The sequence below is a fragment of the Kineosporia sp. A_224 genome (assembly GCF_002198655.1).
GTDB lineage: Bacteria > Actinomycetota > Actinomycetes > Actinomycetales > Kineosporiaceae > R-H-3.
The window spans coordinates 1-16,755 of record NZ_MWLN01000171.1; the positions used below are offsets into that span (position 1 = coordinate 1).

General features: G+C 76.8%; 15 protein-coding genes and 2 pseudogenes. 12 read left to right on the forward strand and 5 right to left on the reverse strand.

The features are described from left to right. Positions 1 to 23 precede the first annotated feature (23 nt). The 4 genes and pseudogenes from EDJALFJO_RS16315 to EDJALFJO_RS16330 all read left to right on the forward strand — a co-directional run bounded on the left by EDJALFJO_RS16315 (position 24) and on the right by EDJALFJO_RS16330 (position 6,805). The gene (locus EDJALFJO_RS16315; protein WP_088287124.1) at positions 24 to 587 is read left to right on the forward strand and encodes a SigE family RNA polymerase sigma factor; all 564 of its coding nucleotides are present in this window, start codon (positions 24 to 26) and stop codon (positions 585 to 587) included. Beyond that, complete coding sequence (locus EDJALFJO_RS34390) at positions 584 to 3,310, forward strand: hypothetical protein (protein WP_088287126.1); 2,727 nt, start codon at positions 584 to 586, stop codon at positions 3,308 to 3,310. Before EDJALFJO_RS16315 ends, EDJALFJO_RS34390 begins: the two co-directional genes overlap by 4 nt. Before the next feature lie 91 nt (positions 3,311 to 3,401). Further along, positions 3,402 to 3,893 (forward strand): annotated as a pseudogene (locus EDJALFJO_RS16325) (SigE family RNA polymerase sigma factor); the annotation flags it as partial. A gap of 134 nt (positions 3,894 to 4,027) precedes the next feature. Next, the gene (locus tag EDJALFJO_RS16330; RefSeq protein WP_088287130.1) at positions 4,028 to 6,805 is read left to right on the forward strand and encodes a hypothetical protein; all 2,778 of its coding nucleotides are present in this window, start codon (positions 4,028 to 4,030) and stop codon (positions 6,803 to 6,805) included. 69 nt (positions 6,806 to 6,874) lie between these two features. Here the strand turns inward: EDJALFJO_RS16330 and EDJALFJO_RS35025 are convergent, their stop codons facing one another. Both EDJALFJO_RS35025 and EDJALFJO_RS36460 read right to left on the reverse strand, forming a co-directional pair. Further along, positions 6,875 to 7,480, reverse strand: coding sequence for a GyrI-like domain-containing protein (locus EDJALFJO_RS35025; RefSeq protein WP_233149892.1), 606 nt, complete (start codon positions 7,478 to 7,480; stop codon positions 6,875 to 6,877). Positions 7,481 to 7,629: 149 nt separating this feature from the next. Further along, positions 7,630 to 7,686: pseudogene (locus tag EDJALFJO_RS36460) on the reverse strand (hypothetical protein); the annotation flags it as partial. Positions 7,687 to 7,784: 98 nt separating this feature from the next. Between EDJALFJO_RS36460 and EDJALFJO_RS16340 the strand changes: the two are divergent. Next, positions 7,785 to 8,381: a DinB family protein gene (locus EDJALFJO_RS16340; protein ID WP_088287132.1), complete on the forward strand. Its 597-nt coding sequence runs from the start codon at positions 7,785 to 7,787 to the stop codon at positions 8,379 to 8,381. A gap of 115 nt (positions 8,382 to 8,496) precedes the next feature. Here EDJALFJO_RS16340 and acs read toward each other — a convergent pair whose 3' ends face one another. The 3 genes from acs to EDJALFJO_RS16355 all read right to left on the reverse strand — a co-directional run bounded on the left by acs (position 8,497) and on the right by EDJALFJO_RS16355 (position 11,740). Further along, on the reverse strand, positions 8,497 to 10,461 hold the full coding sequence (acs, locus tag EDJALFJO_RS16345) for an acetate--CoA ligase (protein ID WP_088287134.1): 1,965 nt from the start codon (positions 10,459 to 10,461) through the stop codon (positions 8,497 to 8,499). A gap of 161 nt (positions 10,462 to 10,622) precedes the next feature. Further along, positions 10,623 to 11,192: a hypothetical protein gene (locus tag EDJALFJO_RS16350; protein ID WP_143448614.1), complete on the reverse strand. Its 570-nt coding sequence runs from the start codon at positions 11,190 to 11,192 to the stop codon at positions 10,623 to 10,625. Then, a complete protein-coding gene (locus EDJALFJO_RS16355; RefSeq protein ID WP_198950368.1) occupies positions 11,189 to 11,740 on the reverse strand; it encodes an RNA polymerase sigma factor in 552 nt (183 codons plus the stop codon). The genes EDJALFJO_RS16350 and EDJALFJO_RS16355 overlap by 4 nt, the downstream gene beginning before the upstream one ends. Positions 11,741 to 11,974: 234 nt before the next feature. On the opposite strand from EDJALFJO_RS16355, the gene EDJALFJO_RS16360 reads away from it, so the two are divergent. The 7 genes from EDJALFJO_RS16360 (at position 11,975) to EDJALFJO_RS16390 (ending at position 16,752) form a co-directional block, all read left to right on the forward strand. Beyond that, positions 11,975 to 12,481, forward strand: a complete 507-nt coding sequence (locus EDJALFJO_RS16360) for an Asp23/Gls24 family envelope stress response protein (protein ID WP_088287138.1) — start codon at positions 11,975 to 11,977, stop codon at positions 12,479 to 12,481. Between the two features lie 8 nt (positions 12,482 to 12,489). Beyond that, complete coding sequence (locus tag EDJALFJO_RS16365; protein ID WP_088287204.1) at positions 12,490 to 12,681, forward strand: hypothetical protein; 192 nt, start codon at positions 12,490 to 12,492, stop codon at positions 12,679 to 12,681. Further along, entirely contained in the window at positions 12,678 to 13,115 is a 438-nt protein-coding gene (locus EDJALFJO_RS16370) for a hypothetical protein (protein ID WP_088287140.1), read from the forward strand. The genes EDJALFJO_RS16365 and EDJALFJO_RS16370 overlap by 4 nt, the downstream gene beginning before the upstream one ends. Next, positions 13,112 to 13,756: a hypothetical protein gene (locus EDJALFJO_RS16375; RefSeq protein ID WP_088287142.1), complete on the forward strand. Its 645-nt coding sequence runs from the start codon at positions 13,112 to 13,114 to the stop codon at positions 13,754 to 13,756. Before EDJALFJO_RS16370 ends, EDJALFJO_RS16375 begins: the two co-directional genes overlap by 4 nt. Next, a complete protein-coding gene (locus EDJALFJO_RS16380; protein ID WP_088287144.1) occupies positions 13,753 to 14,373 on the forward strand; it encodes a hypothetical protein in 621 nt (206 codons plus the stop codon). Before EDJALFJO_RS16375 ends, EDJALFJO_RS16380 begins: the two co-directional genes overlap by 4 nt. 106 nt (positions 14,374 to 14,479) lie before the next feature. Continuing rightward, a complete protein-coding gene (locus EDJALFJO_RS16385; RefSeq protein WP_088287146.1) occupies positions 14,480 to 15,070 on the forward strand; it encodes a SigE family RNA polymerase sigma factor in 591 nt (196 codons plus the stop codon). Further along, on the forward strand, positions 15,067 to 16,752 hold the full coding sequence (locus EDJALFJO_RS16390; protein WP_088287148.1) for a hypothetical protein: 1,686 nt from the start codon (positions 15,067 to 15,069) through the stop codon (positions 16,750 to 16,752). The genes EDJALFJO_RS16385 and EDJALFJO_RS16390 overlap by 4 nt, the downstream gene beginning before the upstream one ends. Positions 16,753 to 16,755: the final 3 nt, after the last annotated feature.

Here is a 16,755-nt window from a genome sequence, read left to right on the forward strand (position 1 = left end):
GGGTACGCAGGAGGGGAGGGTCCGTGCGCGACGAGGCAGCGTTCACCGCGTTCGTCGTCGCACGCGGCCCTGCCCTCCTGCGGCTCGCCTGGCTGCTGACCGCCGACTCGGACGCCGCCCAGGACCTCGTGCAGGAGGCGCTCGCCCGGGCGGTCGGCCGCTGGGACCGGATCGCGGACGGCGCGCACGAGGCCTACCTGCGGACGACGATCCGCTCGGTCTGGGTCGACGGCTGGCGGCGCCGGCGCGGGGCCTGGCTGGACGTCGTCCCCGACCTGCCGGACGACCCGCCGGGCGGGCTGCGCGCCGGCCCCGGTGACACCGCGGACGACACCGCGACCCGGCTCACGCTCGAGGACGCGCTCGCCCGGCTCACCCCGCGGCAGCGCGCCGTCCTCGTGCTGCGGTTCTACGAGGACCTCGGCGAGGCCGCGACCGCGCAGGCGCTCGGCTGCTCGACCGGCACCGTGAAGTCCCAGACCAGCCACGCCCTGGCCCGCCTGCGGGTGCTCGCCCCCGAGCTCGCCGAGGCGTTCGGCCGGGCGCCCGCCGTCCGGACCGGCCCTGCCGTGGAGGTGACGCGATGACCACGACCCCCGTCCGCGACCTCCTCGACGAGGCAGCCGCACGGGCGCTGGTGCGGGACGCCGTCCCACCGGTCGACCCGGCGCTCGCCCTCGCCCGGGCGGCCGTGCGGCACCGCACCGTCGTCCGTCGGCGCACCGCCCTCGCCGCCGCCATCGGTGCCGCGGCAACGGTTCTCGCGGTCCTCGCCGGTCAGTGGCTCGGCGTCGACCCGACGCCGAGGCCCGCGCCGCCGGCCGCGCCCGGCACCCCGCGCGGCCTGCCTGACCGGTGGTGGACACCACCGGTGTGGACGCCGTCCGTGACGCAGGCCCCGATCGAGGCGGCGAGCCTGCTCCTGGAGACGCCGGTCGCCGCCGACGAGCCCGACGCCGGCGGTGCCTGGGTGCAGCCGGGTGTCGTCGCGGTCTCCGCGGACGGCCGGGACTACCGCAGGATCCCGCTCGGCCCGCAGGCGTCCACGGTGGCGCTGTCGCCGTCCGGGCGTCGGGTGGCCTGGTTCGAGCCGGAGCCCGGTGCCCGGGTCCCCGTCGTCGAGCTGGTCGTCCTGGACCTCGCGACGGCACGCAGCACCCGCACCCCGGTCCACGATGCGACGCCGCGGTCGCTGTCGTGGTTGCCGGGGGAGCGTGCCGTGGCGGTCACGGTGCTCGTCTCGTCGGGCGGGTCCACGGAGAGCGTGGGCCTGCTCGTCGACCTCGACGCGGGCGCCGGCCCGCCGTCGCAGGCGTGCCGCTGCGGGGCCGACGGGCTGCTCGTCGCCGACCCCACGGGAACGTTGCGAACGGTGGGTGAGATCGGGGACGCCCCCGGCGCCGTCCCGCTCGGGGTCGGCACCGCCGCGGCGGACATGCTCGGCAGCCTCGCGTCGCGGGCCGTCGTCATCTCCCCCGACGGGCGCAGGGCGGCGTCCGTCCCCGGGTTCCGGCCCGTCACCTGGACCTCGCGCGGGGTGCTGCTCGTCGACGGCCGGCCGGGCGAGGCGGCCTCGGGGTTGTGGTTGTTCCCGCCGGGATCCGCTGGTGCACAACAGGTCTCGCGCGGCAGTGGCGGGGCGACGGTGATCGCCGCCGCCCGCGACCTCGCCGCGAGCGGCATCGTCGTCCGCGGCGTCGAGCCCGGCGACTCGCGGCGCAGCAGGGCCTACCTCGGCTACCGGTGGCGGGTGTCCTCGGTGCACGAGAACCTCACCGACGACCCCGACCGCTGGATCATCGGGACCTGCGCCGTGCTGACCGCGCTCGTGCTCGCCGGTCCGCCGCCCGTCCGCCGCCGGCGGCGTGCCCGCGCCGTCCCCGGGGCGCCGGCCGCACCGTCGACGCGCCGCCGGCTGCCGCGACCGACCCGGCGCGGGCTGCTCGCCACGGCGGGCTTCGTCGTCCTGGCGACCTGGCTGACGCCGTTGCTGCTGCCCGCGGCCGGTCCGCCGGTGCGGGACGCCTCGCCCGCCGCGTCCGTGAGCGTCACCCCGTTGCTCCCGGCCCGCGTCGTCGCCCCCGCCGTCGAGCCCGCGCTCGGGCTGGACGGCACCGGCCGGGTGCGGACCCACCGGCTCACCGCCGCCTTCACAGGCACCCTCGCCGGGCGGCCCGGGGTCTACGGGCTCGACGCCGAGTCCGGGGCGCTCGTCCGGCTGCCGTCGACGGCGTCCGACGTCGCGTCGGGTGCGCTCGGCCCGAACCCTCCGGTCGAGCGGGCGAGCCGGGACCGCCTGGGCGGCTCGACCGGGCGGGTCACCGCGGTGGTCAGCCCGGGCGGGCGGACGGCGGTCGTCCTCGACGAGCGCGACCGCGGTGTCGAGCTGGTCTGGTCCGACCTGCGGACCGGGCTCGTGCACAGCGACCTCAGGCCGGGCGCGCGTCTCACGGACCTCAGCGGGGCGCTGCTCCCGCTCGACGACGGCACGGCCGCCGAGGTGTCGGCCGACGGCGGTCTCGTCCTGCGGCGCTGGGACGGCGGCCCGGGCACGGACACCCGGATCGCGCTGCCCGGATGGACGGCGCCGACGGCCGGGAATGCGGGCCGGCCCGCCGCCACGGTGACCGCCGCGGGCGGCGGGACGGCCGTCGTCCGGCGCGCGGACGGTGCGCGGACCTGGCTCGTCGACCTCGTCGGCGGGAAGGCCGCCGACCTCGCCGGGGTCACGGACGCCGAGCCCGGCTACGCCTTCACGCCGTCGAACGGCGTGAGCTCGCTCGGTGGCGCCCCCTGGGGGATCACCCCGAGCGTCTGGACCTTCCGGGACCGCACGCTCGTCTGGGCCACCGCCAGCGTGGTCCCCGGCAGCGAGCCGCTCGCCGGTGCCGACGGCCCGACGAGCGGCTCGGTCCCCTGGGCCGACCCGCAGAACCGGTCGCTGGTACCCGCGACCGCCCGGGTCGTCGGCTGGTCCCAGCTCGACGGCGGGCGGCTGGTCCTCGCGGACGACGCGCCGGGGGACGGCGGCCGGCGCGCCTTCGGGCTCGTGCGCGTGACGCCCGAGGAAGGGACGGCCCGGCCCTGGATGCAGGTCGACGCCGCGGTCGGCAGCACCGGCTGGAGCTTCGCCCCGGACACCCTGACCGAGGCCTCCAACAGTGACGTCCCGACGACGCAGCCGCTCTGGACCAGGCTCGCGGACCGCCGCGTCACCGCCGTCCTCGCGCTCGCCCTCGCTGGCGTCGCCGCGCTGCTCGTCGCCGCCGACCGCCGCTACCGCACCCGGCGCGGCTACCTGCGCCGCTGACCTCGTCGCCGAACGACCCACCCGAACGGCAGCACCCTGCGTCTGACCCTGTGCACGACACTGATCACCTCGGGCTCAGGGGGACGACGGCATGGACGACGCGGCGGGCTTCACGGCCTTCGTCACGGCGCGCGGCCCTGCGCTCCTGCGCCTGGGCTGGCTGCTCACCGGGGACGCCGACGCCGCCGAGGACCTCGCCCAGGAGGCGCTCGCCCGGCTCGTCCGGCACTGGGACCGGGTGAGCCGCGACGGCAACCCGGAGGCCTACGTCCGGACGTCGATGCGCTCGATCTGGATCGACTCCTGGCGCCGCCGGCACGGCTGGTCGGTGAGCCCGACGGACGCCGTCCCAGACGCCGGCGCGAGCGACCCGGCGATCGACGCCGTGCCCTCCCGGCAGGCCGTCGTCACCGCGCTCGCCCGGCTCGCACCTCGGCAGCGTGCCGTCCTCGTGCTGCGCTTCTACGAGGACCTCACCGAGGTCGCGACGGCGAAAGCGTTGGGCTGCAGCGCCTCCACGGTGAAGTCCCAGACCCGCGAGGCGCTCGCGAACCTGCGCCGGCTCGCGCCCTGGCTCGCCGACGAGCTCGACGGGGCCGCCGCCGAGCCGCCCGACGACCTCTCCGCCGGGCCGCCGGGCCGCGGCCCGCGGCGTCTGCGACCAACCACGGGCCCAGCCGTCAGCCCAGCCGTCAGCCCAGCCCAGGAGGTGACCCGATGAGCCTGTCCGACGTCCTCGACGACGCCGCCGACGAGGCGGTCGCCGGGCGCAGCCTCGACCCGGCCGCGATCCTCGCGCGGGCGGCACGGCCCGAGTACCGGCCCGGCCTGCGACCGCTCGTCGGCCTGGGTGCACCCCGGTGGCGGGCGCCTCGCGGGCTGCCCCGGCAGCCGCTCGCCCGCGGGCTCCTCGTCGCTGCGAGCCTCGTCGCGGTGGCGACGCTCCTGCTCGCGCTGCTGCCCGTGGTCCAGCGCGCGCTGCCGCAGCCTGCCGACGTCCCGAGCGGACCCGGCGGCATCCCGCGCAGCCTCGTGACCCCGCCGGAGTGGATCCCGACCGTCACGGAGCGGCCGATCTCGCGGGCGGTGTACGTCGTCAGCGCGCTGGGACCGGTGAACGACGGCACCGCCTACGACGGGTTCGTCACCCCGCCGCGCGGCGCGTGGGTCGTCGGTGCGGACGGCGGGGAGGTCCGGGCACTGCCCATCGCCCGGTCCGTCGACGACGTGGGAGCGGTCGCCCTCTCGCCGGACGGTCGCCGGGTCGCCTGGACGTCGGGCGGCCGGTACGGGTCGTCGGCCCGGGTCGACGTCGTCGAGGTGAGCACGGGGGCCGGGAGCACGTTCGACCTGCCGGGCAGCGGGCGGCGCGGGTTCGACGTCGTCGGCCTCGCGTTCTCGCCGGACGGCGGTCGGCTCGCCCTTTGGGGGACCGACCCGGTGGCGGGCGGGCGCCCGGTGCGGGTTGCCGTCCTCGACGTCCGGGCAGGCACCCAGGTGCCGCTGACCCGGGGCGCGTCCGGGACGACGGGCCCGACCTGCCGGTTCGACGACGACGAGTTCACGAAGGTCGTCGCGGCCTGGGCACCGCCGACGGCGGAGGGGGCGACGCTGCTCACCCCGGGCTGCCAGGTGGAGCCGGACGGTGCTGCCGTCCTGGGGGTCGACGTCGCGGGCGCTGTCGTCCGCGTCTCCGGGGCGCTGCCGCCCGGCCCGCAGGGCGCCGACCAGCCGAGCGGCATGGGCAGCCCGGCCGGGTCGCACGGGCCGTCGGCCGTCGTGGACGCCACCGGCACCCGCTACTCGGTGACCGCGCCGTCGCCGGGCATCGGCGCCGACGACGTGCCGCGCGACCTCGTCGCGACCGGCCCCGACGGTGCCACCCGAACGGTCGCGGCGCTCGGCACCGTGGCCGGCGCGAAGGTCATCGGGGTCGTCCCTCGGGGCGTCGTCGTCAGCCGGTGGACCACGGGGAAGGGCTTCTCGGTCGGGATGTACGGCGCCGCAGAGGTGCTGCTCGTCCGCCCGGACGGGACCGTCGAGCGGCTGACCGCGACCGACGTGCAGGCCCGGGTCGCGGCGGTCGCCCAGGACGTCGTGGCGTCCGGTCGTTCGGTGGCCGGGGAACGCCCGGGCCCCCGGGTGCTCGACAGCGCGTGGTGGTCGGCGGTCGCGCGGTCCGCGGCGGGCGCCGTGCCGCGGCCGTCGTGGCAGGTGTGGCTCGTGGTCCTGCTCGGGCTCGTCGGGTGGCGGCTCACGACGGTCGACCTGGGGGCGGTCCGGCGCGGAGCCACCCGCGGGCCGGTCGTCGGCTGGGGCGTGGGCGGTCTGGTCGTCCTGCTCGTCGTCCTCGTCCCGCCGCTGCTGCCCGACGACGCTCCTCGGGCCGCGGTGCCGCCGGGCAGCGCCGGGCCTGTGCTGCCGCGGACGATCACCGACCAGCGGCTCGTCCCGCCGCGCGCCTTCGACGTGACCGGGACCCCGCGGACGACCGCGGTCGGCATCGTCTTCAGCGGCACGGTCGCGGGCCGCCCCGGGCTCTACGCGACGGACGCCGTGACAGGGCAGGTCGTCCGGCTCGACGACCTACCGGGCCTCGACACGGAACTGGTCCTCAGCGGCGGGGCCGTGACGGGGGTCGTCGTCAGCCCGAACGGCCGCTACCTCACCGACGGTGCTGTCTTCGTCGACCTGGCCCGGGCCCTGTGGGTCCGGCTGGCGGACGGCGCGTCCGGGTTCGGGCGCCCCACGCAGAACCGCAACCGGGTCGCCGTCCTCGACGACGGGACACTCGTCGCCGCCGGGTCGAACGACCACCGGCTGTGGCTCGACGAGCAGGTGGGCGACGGGAAGCAGGGCCGCGTCGTCGCCGGTGTCGAGGACGCGGTCGCCGTCGAGCCCGCCGGCGACCGGCGGTTCGGCGTCCGGCTCATGGGCGAGGACCGGAAGGAGACCGACCCCTGGGTCGTGCTCGTCGACATCGGCTCGCCCGGCTCGGGGGCGACCCCGGACAAGCCCGTCGTCACGCCGCTGAGCAGCGACCAGAACGCGCTCGTCGCGGTCCTCGGGCGGTCGGTCGTCCGGGGCGGTGCGGCGGGGCTGCTCCAGGTGCCGCTGGACTCGGGGGTCGACGGTGCAGAACCGGCGACGGCCCAGCGGGTCGTGACGCCGGGCGCTGTCGACGCGATCTGGCTCGCCGGGCTCGAGAGGGACGGCGCCGCCCGTGCGGACGGCAACGACGATGCCCGCACCGCGGTCGTGCTCGGGGCCGGTTCGGGCGCCGACCTCGTCGTCAGCCGGGTCACGATCCCGTCGAGCGGCGACGCGATGCAGGTCGCCGAGCTGACGACGATCGACCCCGCCGTCGTGCCGTCGGTCACCGACCGGCTCGACGCCGCACCGTCCGTCGTGACGGTCGCCGCCGAGGTCGTCGCCCGCGCCCGGGTCGTCGACCCGCCCGCCCCGACCCGCTGGTGGTCCTGGGCGGTCCGGTGACCTGTGATCGTGACCGATCCCGCGGCACCCCGCCGCGGGATCGGTCACGCAGCGCTGCTGCGGCCCGGGTCAGGCGCGGCGGACCGGCTGCTGCAGCTCGGTGACCCAGGCGTCGGGGTCGTCGAACGGGGTGCTCAGGTAGACCTCGCGACACACGCCGTCGAGCGCCCAGCCCTCGGCGTCGACCCGGCGGACGAGCTGCTGCCAGGCGTCGCCGATGCCCGCCATCGACCCGCGGTGGACGGAGCGGGCGCACTGCCCGATCGGAGGCAGGTCGACGACCTCGGCGTCGCCGTCCGGGCCGGCTGCCTCCCACGGGAAGCCGGCCGTGACCCGGATGGTGCCGTCGTCGGCGAAGTCGTAGGTGGCGACCGTCGGGCCGGACGGCGCCCCGCCGGCGGCGACGACGGTGTCGGCCAGGCGGCCGAAGAGCGAGCTGACGATCTCGCCGAAGGGGGGCTGCCCGTCGGTGGTGGCGGCCAGGCTCAGCAGTCGGTGGCCGGTGACGGAGGTGATCTCGAAGTCGTTGTCGGACAGGGTGTTCATCGCACTCTCGCTCTCGATGGATCGCAGCCTCGCCTCGACCCGGGCCAACCGTTGCCTGTCGGCATCGATCTGCTCGGCGAGCTCGGCCCGGCGCAGCCGGAGCATGCCGCGCAGCTCCTCGGACGACACCTCGTCGTCGAGGATCGTCCGGACCCGGTCGAGGGTGAAGCCGAGGTCCTTGAGCGCGAGCAGCCGGTCGAGCCGGGTGAGCTGGCCGACGGCGTAGTAGCGGTAGCCGGACGCCGCGTCGACGCGGGCAGGCCGGTCGCGTCGTAGTGCCGCAGCATCCGGACCGACACACCGCCGAGGCGGGCGAAGTCTCCGATGGTCAGCATGACCCCTTCACCTCACGGCCTGACACGGTGTGAGGGTCAAGCCTGCCACGGCGTGGTATCTCCTGGGGGCCGGCGGACGGCGGTGCGAGGCTGGGCGCATGACTGCACCCGACGCGTTCCTCGACGCTTGCAAGGCCGACCTGCACCGGTACCTCCAGGGAGCCCGCGAGGCCCTCGTCTGGAAGCTCGAGGGCCTGTCCGAGTACGACGTCCGCCGCCCGCTCGTCGCGACCGGCACGAACCTGCTGGGCCTGGTCAAGCACGTCGCGAGCGTCGAGGCCGGCTACCTCGGGGACGTCTTCGGCCGCCCCTCACCCGAGCGCTTCCCGTGGTTCGCGGACGACGCCGAGCCGAACGCCGACCTCTGGGCGACCCAGGACGAGACCCGCGAGGAGATCCTCGACCTCTACCGCCGGGTGTGGGCGCACTCGGACGCCACCGTCGAGGCGCTGCCGCTCGACGCGACCGGCGAGGTGCCGTGGTGGTCGCCGGAGGGCCGGCACGTGACGCTGCACCGGATCCTCGTGCACATCACGACCGAGACGCACCGGCACGCGGGCCACGCGGACGTCGTCCGTGAGCTCGTCGACGGCGCCGCGGGGCTGGGCACCGGCAACGACAACCTCTGGCTCCCCGAGGGCGGCTGGCCCGCCCACCGCGAGCGGCTCGAGCAGGTCGCGCAGACGTTCCGCTGACGCTCGGCTCGAGCTGTCTGCGGGTCAACGCCGGCGGCCCGCCCGGGTCTCCCCGGACGGGCCGCGAGTACTGCGTGGGACGTGGTGCAGGTGCGACGTGCTGCAGCGCGACCGGTCAGTCGTCGCCCTTGCCCGAGTGCAGGCCCTTGCTGATGAGCGACATGACACCGGCGTCGGCGAGCGTCGTCGCGTCGCCGACCTCGCGGTTCTCCGCGACGTCACGGAGCAGGCGGCGCATGATCTTGCCGGACCGGGTCTTCGGCAGCTCCGGGACGACCATGATCTGGCGCGGCTTGGCGATCGGGCCGATCTCCTTCGCCACGTGGTTGCGCAGCTCGGTGATGATCTCCTTGCCCGCGCCCTCCTCCTCCGAGACCGTGCCGCGGAGGATGACGAACGCGACGACCGCCTGGCCCGTCGTCTCGTCGGTCGCCCCGACGACGGCCGCCTCGGCGACCTTCGGGTGCGACACGAGCGCCGACTCGATCTCCGTCGTGGAGAGCCGGTGGCCCGACACGTTCATGACGTCGTCGACGCGGCCGAGGAGCCAGATGTCGCCGTCCTCGTCCTTCTTCGCGCCGTCACCGGCGAAGTACATGTGCTCGAAGCGGGACCAGTACGTCTCCTTGTAGCGCTCCGGGTCGCCCCAGATGCCGCGGAGCATCGACGGCCACGGCTCGGTGAGCACGAGGTAGCCGCCGCCGCCGTTCGCCACCGGGCGCGCCTCGTCGTCCAGCACCTCGGCCGAGATGCCGGGCAGCGGGATCTGCGCCGAGCCGGGCTTGAGCGTCGTGACGCCCGGGAGCGGGCTGATCATCATCGCGCCCGTCTCGGTCTGCCACCACGTGTCGACGATCGGGGCTTTGTCGCCGCCGATGACGCGGCGGTACCACATCCACGCCTCGGGGTTGATCGACTCACCGACCGAGCCCATGACGCGGATCGTCGACAGGTCGAACTTCGCGGGGATGTCCTCGCCCCACTTCATGAAGGTCCGGATCGCTGTCGGCGCGGTGTAGAGGATCGTCACGCCGTACTTGGCGACGATCTCCCACCAGCGGCCCTTGTGCGGGGAGTCCGGCGTGCCCTCGTAGATGACCTGCGTCGCACCGTTCGCGAGCGGGCCGTAGACGATGTACGAGTGCCCGGTGACCCAGCCGACGTCGGCGGTGCACCAGTAGACGTCGGTCTCGGGCTTGAGGTCGAAGACGTTCTTGTGCGTGTACGCGGCCTGCGTGAGGTACCCGCCGCTCGTGTGGAGGATGCCCTTCGGCTTACCCGTCGTGCCCGACGTGTAGAGGATGAAGAGCGGGTGCTCGGCATCCATCGGCTCCGGCGTGTGGTCGGCCGAGGCCCCCTCGAGCGCGTCGTGCCACCAGACGTCCTTGTCGGTCCAGGCGACGTCCTGCCCGGTCCGCTTGACGACGAGCACGTGCTGCACGGACGGCGAGGCGGCGACCGCCTCGTCGACGGCCGGCTTGAGGGCGGACGGCGCACCGCGCCGGTAGCCGCCGTCGGACGTGATGACGACCTTCGCCTCGGCGTCCTCGATGCGGCTGCGCAGCGCCTCCGAGGAGAAGCCGCCGAAGACGACCGAGTGCGGGGCACCGATCCGGGCGCAGGCCAGCATCGCGACCGCGGCCTCGGGGATCATCGGCAGGTAGATCGCGACCCGGTCGCCCTTGGTCACGCCGAGCGCGAGCAGCGCGTTGGCGGCCTTGGAGACCTCGTCCTTGAGTTGGGCGTAAGTGATGCTGCGGGTGTCGCCGGGCTCGCCCTCGAAGTGGATGGCGACCCGGTCGCCGTTGCCGGCCTCGACGTGCCGGTCGACGCAGTTGTAGGCGACGTTGAGCGTGCCGCCGACGAACCACTTGGCGAACGGGGCGTCGCTCCAGTCGAGGGTCTGGCCCCAGGGGGTCGCCCACGTCAGCGCCCGCGCCTGGTCGTCCCAGAACGCGAGCCGGTCGGCGGCCGCGGCGGCGTAGAGGTCGGCGCCCGCGACGGCGTTCTTCGCGAACTCGGGGTCCGGCGGGAACCTTCGCTCCTCGTGGAGCAGGTTCTCCAGGCTGGGGTTCGACATGCAGGCCCTCCGCGGTCGACGTCGGTGTCGGGAATGCCGATGCACCCGTGCGGGGTGCACCGGACGTCTGAGGTGAGGCTAGTCACCGCGACCGGCGCAGGACAGGGCAGGGCACGCCGCTCCGCCGAGCGGCCCGGCGGCTGCGACGGGCGGTGCCGGGGTCACCGTCCGGGCGGCGGCGCTGTGACGTCCACGACGTCGACGTCCGTTGACCTGGGCGTCAGCCCGACGTCCGCCAGCCCGAGGGCGGCGGCCGCCCGGACCCGCTCCGCGACGTCCGGCACGTTCGCGCCGTGGTCGACGACGACCCGCACGACGAGGTCGACGACCCCGGGCGAGCCCTCCACGGGTCGAACCCGGACCCGCCGGGCGAGTGCTCCGGGGACGACGTCCACCCGCTCCCGGACGGCGGCCGCGACGACGTGCTCACCGACGTGCACCCCCGGTTCGGCGAGCGGGACGCGCCGTCCGCTGCGCAGGTCCGTGAGCACCTCGGAGAGGATCCGGACGACGAGGCCCGGCTCGTCCGCCTCGCCCTCGGGGACGTCGAGGAGCAGGTTGAGACCGGTCACGTGACGTGCGAGGTCGGCGCACCACGGGCAGGTGCGGGCGTGCTCGTCGGGGACCGGTGCGGTGACCGCCTCCCAGGCCTCGTCGAGCCGCCGCCCGCAGGGCAGCCGCTCGTCGGCCTCGTCGGGCGGGCGCGCCCGCCCGCCGCCGGGCTCGCTCATCGCCACGCTCCCATCTCCCGCGCCAGGCCGCTGCGGGCCCGGGCGATCCGGCCCCGCACGGTGTCGACGCCGACCTGCTCCAGCCGGGCGATCTCGTCGTACGACAGCCCGGCCTGCTCGCGGAACAGCCAGGCCCGGCGGACGGCGTCCGGCAGCCGGGCGAGCGCGGCGTCGAGGTCGGCGACCGCAGCGCTCATCGTGGCCTGCGCCTCCGGGGACGTCGAGACCGGCGCCGCGACGTCGACGCCGTCGAGGGAGACGCTGTCCCGGCGGCGGCGCAGCACGTCGACGCACCGGCGGGACGCCGTTCGCAGCAGCCAGCCCTTGAAGGCGGCCGGGTCGGAGAGCGTGCGCAGCGACCGCCAGGCGGCGATGAAGGACTCCTGGACGACGTCGTCGGCGTCCGCGTCGCCGCCGAGCACCCGGCGGGCCATCGCCCGCGCGGTCGGGGCGTACCGGCGCACGAGGACCTCGAAGGCGACGACGTCACCGTCCTGCGCGCGCTCCACGAGCGTCGCGTCGTCCGCCCCCGCCAGCCGTTCGACCACCAGGCGATGGTGCGGTCGCGTGTGCACCGGGGCACCCGCAGTTGGCCCGCTCTCCGCTCCCGTCCGGCCCCTCAGAGGTAGATCGCCCTCGATATGCACGGTGATCTACCTCTGAGGGGCCGGAAGGGGCGGTGTGACGGGGGTCACCGGGGTGGGCGCATGACGATCCCGCTGCGGGGTCCGTCCTTCCCGTGACGCCGCCGCAGGGGCGGCGCCGGAAGGAGTCCACCAGTCATGACCGAGACCGTCACCACGAAGAACGCGCCTGTCGGCACCGGCATCACCACCGCCGGCACGACCGCCCGGCAGGGCACCGTCGGCCGCGGCATCGACGTCACCGGCGCCGAGGGCACCGGCGGCGGGACGACGACGATCCAGGAGAACGTCGTCGCGAAGATCGCCGGCATCGCGGCCCGCGAGGTCCGCGGCGTCCACGCGCTCGGCGGCGGCGCCGCCCGCGCGATCGGGGCGCTCCGCGAGCGGGTCGGCCGGGCCGACGTCACGCAGGGCATCGGCGTCGAGGTCGGCGAGAAGCAGGCCGCGGCGGACGTCGTCCTCGTCGTCGAGTACGGGGTCCCGATCCAGGACGTCGCCGCCGACGTGCGCCGCAGCATCGTCACCGCCGTCGAGGAGATGACGGGCCTGCAGGTCACCGAGGTCAACGTCCTCGTCTCCGACGTCTTCGTCGCCGGTGACGCGGACGGCGACACCGACACCGACCAGCCGCGGCGGGTCCAGTGATCCCGACGATCACCCCGACCGCGCTCGGTCTGCTCGCAGGGATCGCGCTCGGTTTCGCCGCGGCCTTCGGCGGGTTCGGCGCGTTCGTCCTCGTCGCCGTCCTCGGCGGCCTCGGCCTGCTCGCGGGCCGGGCCGCCGAGGGCCGGCTGGACCTGGCGGCGCTCCGCGACGCCGTGAGCGGCCGGCGGTCCCTGACGTGACCGCCGGCCTCGTGGAGCCTGCCGCCCCGGGCACCGCCGTCAACGCCGCCGACGCCGTGCCCGCGCTGCGGACGGCGCCCGCCGCCGACCGCGGCCGGACGACCGTCTCCGGCCGGGCGCTGCGGTCGGTCGCCGCGGCCGCGGCGGCCGCCGAGCTCGGGGTCGGGCACCGCGAGGTGCACGTCGACCTCTCGGACGACGGCGACCGGCTCGCCGTCGTCGTCCGTGCCCCGGTCACCGTCGACGAGAGCCTCGTCGCCGCGGACGGCGGGACCGGGACGGTCCTCGCCCTCGCCGAGGCGGCCCGGCAGCGGGTCGCCCGCGACCTCACCGCGCTCGCCGGGGCCGGGGTCGGCTCCTGCCGGCTCGTCGTGACCGCCGTCGAGCTCGTCACCCGCGGCCGGGTCGGCCGGACGGAAGGAGCAGTCCTGTGAGCACGAACGACACCGCCGGGCCGGGCCCGGCCCGCGCCCGCCGGGACGCCGCCCGGGTCCGCCGGTCCGGACGGCGCGGCGCGGCGACCCTCGCCGGCCTCGTCACCGGCCTGGGCGCGCTCGCCGTCGCGGCCGACCTCGTCGCCGTCGCCACCGTCGGCACCCGCCCCCTCACCGCGCTCGGCGGCCTCACCCCCGTCGACCCCGTCCGGGCCGGCCGCACCCTCGCCGCGCTGCCCGGGGACGGCCTCGTCGCCCAGGTCACCGCCGCCGTGCTCGTCGTCGCCGGTCTCGTGCTCCTCGCGCTCGCGGTGCTGCCCGGCGGCCGGCGCCGCCGGGTCCTCGCCCCCGAGGGCGTCGCCCCCGTCGTCGCCGACACCGGCGTCCTCGCCGACGCGCTCGGCGAGGTCGCGCACCGGGCGGCCGGGCTCCCGGCCGAGCAGGTCTCGGTCCGGCTGCGGCGCCGCCGCGCCGACGTCGAGGTCCGCCCGCTCAACGGGGTCCCCGTCCCCGTCGCCGAGGTCGGTGCCGCGCTCGCGCCCGCCGTCGACCGCTGGGGGCTGCGCGCCGGACGCCGGGCCGGCGGCCGGCCGCTGCCCGCCCGGGTCGTCGCCGCGGCCCGCGGGACGGTGGCGTCATGACCCGCGGCGTCCACGCGGTGAACCGCGTGCTCCTCGGCCTGCTCGGGGTGCTGCTCGTCGCCGCCGGCGCCGTGCTGGCGCTCGCGACGACGGCCGGGGCTGCCGGGGCGCGGCCCGGTGCCGGGCTGTGGGCCGGGGCCGCGGACGGCGTCCGACGGGGGACCGGTGCTGTCGTCGACGCGACGTCCCGCACGACGGCGCTCTGGCTCGGGGCCGCCGCGGCGCTCGCCGTCGCGCTCCTCGCGCTCTGGTGGGTCGCCGTCCAGCGCCGCGGCCGGGCCCGCACGGCCGTCGTCCGCGAGGGCGCCGACGGCAGCACGGTGCCCGGGCAGGTCGTCGTCACGGCGGCCGCCGCCGAGGGCCTCGTCCACCGCCTCGTGCGGGCCGGACCGGACACGGTCGGCGCCTCGGTCACCGCCGTACGCGGTCGCCGGACCGACCCGCGCTACGACGTCGTCGTCGCCCCGCGCCGGGGCGCCGACCCGCTCGCCGTCGCGACCGGCGTCCGGGCCGCCGTCGGCCGGGCGGAGCGGGTCCTCGGCACCCCGGTCGAGCCGACGGTGCGGCTGCGGGCCTCCGCCGTCCGCCGGGTGCGGAGCCGCCGCCGGGTCGGCTGACCCGGCCCCGAGCGCCCCGCGTTCCGTCCCTGCCCCGGGCGGAACGCGGGGCTTCGTGCGTCCGTAGAGGGGGTGGGACGCTGGCGGAGCAGGGAGGGAGGTCGCGGTGACCTCGGACGACGCGGAGCACGCGTTCACGGCGTGGGCCGTGACGGCGTGGCCGCGACTGCTCCGGACCGCGACCGCGCTGACCGCCGGCGACCACCACCTCGCCGAGGACCTCGTGCAGACCGCGCTCGCCAAGACGTACGTCGCCTGGGGGCGCGTGCGCTCCGACGAGGCCAGCGGCGAGCACCCGGACCGCTACGTCCACCGGGTGCTCGTCCGGGTGTTCGTCGACGAGACCCGGCGGCCGTGGTGGCGCCGCGAGCGCCGGAGGATCCCTTCCGCCGCAACGGGTCCCGGCGTCCTCGACGGCGTCCCCGACCGGCCTGACGACTCGCTGCCGGCGCCGGACGACGTCCTCGCCGTCCGCGACGCGCTCGCCGCGCTGCCACCGGACCAGCGGGCCGCGGTCGTCCTGCGGTACTGGCTCGGGCACGACGTCCGGGAGACCGCGGCGCTGCTCGGCTGCCCCGAGGCGACGGTGCGGTCCCGCTCCGCGCGTGGCCTGGCCCGGCTGCGCGACCTGCTCGGCCCGCTCGACGACGCGCCCGACGACAGCGGACTGCCCACCACGAAGGGAGCCGTGCGATGAGTGACCTCCGGCAGCGCGTCGACGCCTGGCTCGACATCGACCTCGGCAGGCTCGACCCGGCGGACGACGCGGCACCTGTCCGCTCGCGGGACGCCGTCGCGAGCGCCGTCGCCCGGGGCCGGCGCTCGCGCACCCGCCGTCGCGCCGTCGCCGTCGGGTCGGCGACCGCCGGGCTGGTCGCCGCCGCGACGGTCGGCGTCATCGTCGTCGGGGGCGGCTCGGTGACGACGGCACCGCGACCGCCGGCGTCGAGGACCCCGGACGGGACGGCGTCCGCGCCCCTCCCCGCACCGTCGCGGCCCGCACCGTCACCCTCGGGCACCGGCGCCGCGGCCGTGGGGCCGATCGAGGTGCGCTACCCGTACGCGAGCGGCACCCTCACGGTGACCTGGCCCGCCCCGGCGAGCGGACGGCCCTGGCGGGTCACGAACGCGGAGACGCTGGAGAGCGACGACGCCGCGACCGGCTTCTGGCGGGCGGTCGCCCCGGCCGTCGGCGCCGACCCGGCCGCGCCGGCGCCGGACCCGCGGGTGACGGTCTGGGGCGTCGCAGGCATCCCGACGACGTACAGCCTGCTCTACGACGTGCCGGTCGACAACGGCGCCGGCGCCGGGGTCGCCACCGCGTCGGTCCTCGTGTCCCGGGGCGCGATCCCCGACGACGGCGCCACGTTCCACCCGTGCGGGGCCTGGCCGGACGGCGTCCCGGGGCTGGGCGCCGCACGACCCGACCACCTGGAGCGATGCTCACTGCTCAGCGACGTCGACGCACGCGGCCGTGACCTGCACGTCGTGCGCGTCGAGACGCCCGGCACGTCCACTGACGGACCGAGGCAGTCGGTGTTCACGGTCAGGCCCGACGGCCTCATGGTGAGGGTGTCGTTCTCGGCGCCGGTCGCGACGACCCGGCTGCCCGGTCTCGACGCTCTCGACCGCCTGGCGCGCGAGGTCGGCTGGCCGATCCCCGGCGGGACGCCACCGGGCGTGACCGAGGTGGTCTACCGGGTCGACGGGCAGGACCGCACCGTGCAGTGGCCGGCCCCTGCCTCGGGGGGCCCGTGGCTCGTCGAGGACCCCGCCCTGCCCCCGGGGGAGACCGCCGGTCCCGCCACCGCGGGCGCGCGGGACCTCGCGGCCGCGCTCGCCCTGGCCCTGCCGGGTGCGGCCGTGGGCGCAGCCGACGGCGCGGCGCCCTCGGCCGCGCTGGTCGGGCGGGTCGACGGCCGGCCGACGGCCTACCTCGCGACGGTGCAGGTGCCTGGTGGGGGTCCGACGGAGTGGACGGTGCGGGCGACCCGTGGCGGGGTCACCACCCGGCCGGCGGCCTTCGACCTCTGCGGCACCTGGCCCGCCGGGTGGACGGCCCTGGGAGGTCCGCATCTCGGGAGCCTGGACCTCGGGATGTCCGCGGGGGAACGGTCGGTCTGGTTCGAGGCGTCCGGCTGGCCGCGCCGCTGCACCCTCGTCGAGCGCGACGGCACGACGGTCGTCCACCTGGCCGTCCCGTCGACCCGCCCGGACACGAAGGACCGCTCGCCGGCGCAGGCCTACGCCTTCACCGTCCGCCCTGACGGCACCGCCGTCGCGGCGCAGGTGGTGGGGCCGGTCGGCGCCGAACCCTCCGACTGGTTCGACCGGCTCGACCGGCTCGTGCTCGACCTGCCGTACCCGTCCCGGCCGTGACCC

Bases quoted from the DNA above. Each gene is read 5' to 3' on its own strand.
- EDJALFJO_RS34390 (WP_088287126.1), top strand. From the start codon at position 584: ATGACCACGACCCCCGTCCGCGACCTCCTCGACGAGGCAGCCGCACGG.
- EDJALFJO_RS16330 (WP_088287130.1), top strand. From the start codon at position 4,028: ATGAGCCTGTCCGACGTCCTCGACGACGCCGCCGACGAGGCGGTCGCC.
- EDJALFJO_RS16340 (WP_088287132.1), top strand. From the start codon at position 7,785: ATGACTGCACCCGACGCGTTCCTCGACGCTTGCAAGGCCGACCTGCAC.
- acs (WP_088287134.1), bottom strand. From the start codon at position 10,461: ATGTCGAACCCCAGCCTGGAGAACCTGCTCCACGAGGAGCGAAGGTTC.
- EDJALFJO_RS16350 (WP_143448614.1), bottom strand. From the start codon at position 11,192: ATGAGCGAGCCCGGCGGCGGGCGGGCGCGCCCGCCCGACGAGGCCGAC.
- EDJALFJO_RS16360 (WP_088287138.1), top strand. From the start codon at position 11,975: ATGACCGAGACCGTCACCACGAAGAACGCGCCTGTCGGCACCGGCATC.
- EDJALFJO_RS16380 (WP_088287144.1), top strand. From the start codon at position 13,753: ATGACCCGCGGCGTCCACGCGGTGAACCGCGTGCTCCTCGGCCTGCTC.
- EDJALFJO_RS16390 (WP_088287148.1), top strand. From the start codon at position 15,067: ATGAGTGACCTCCGGCAGCGCGTCGACGCCTGGCTCGACATCGACCTC.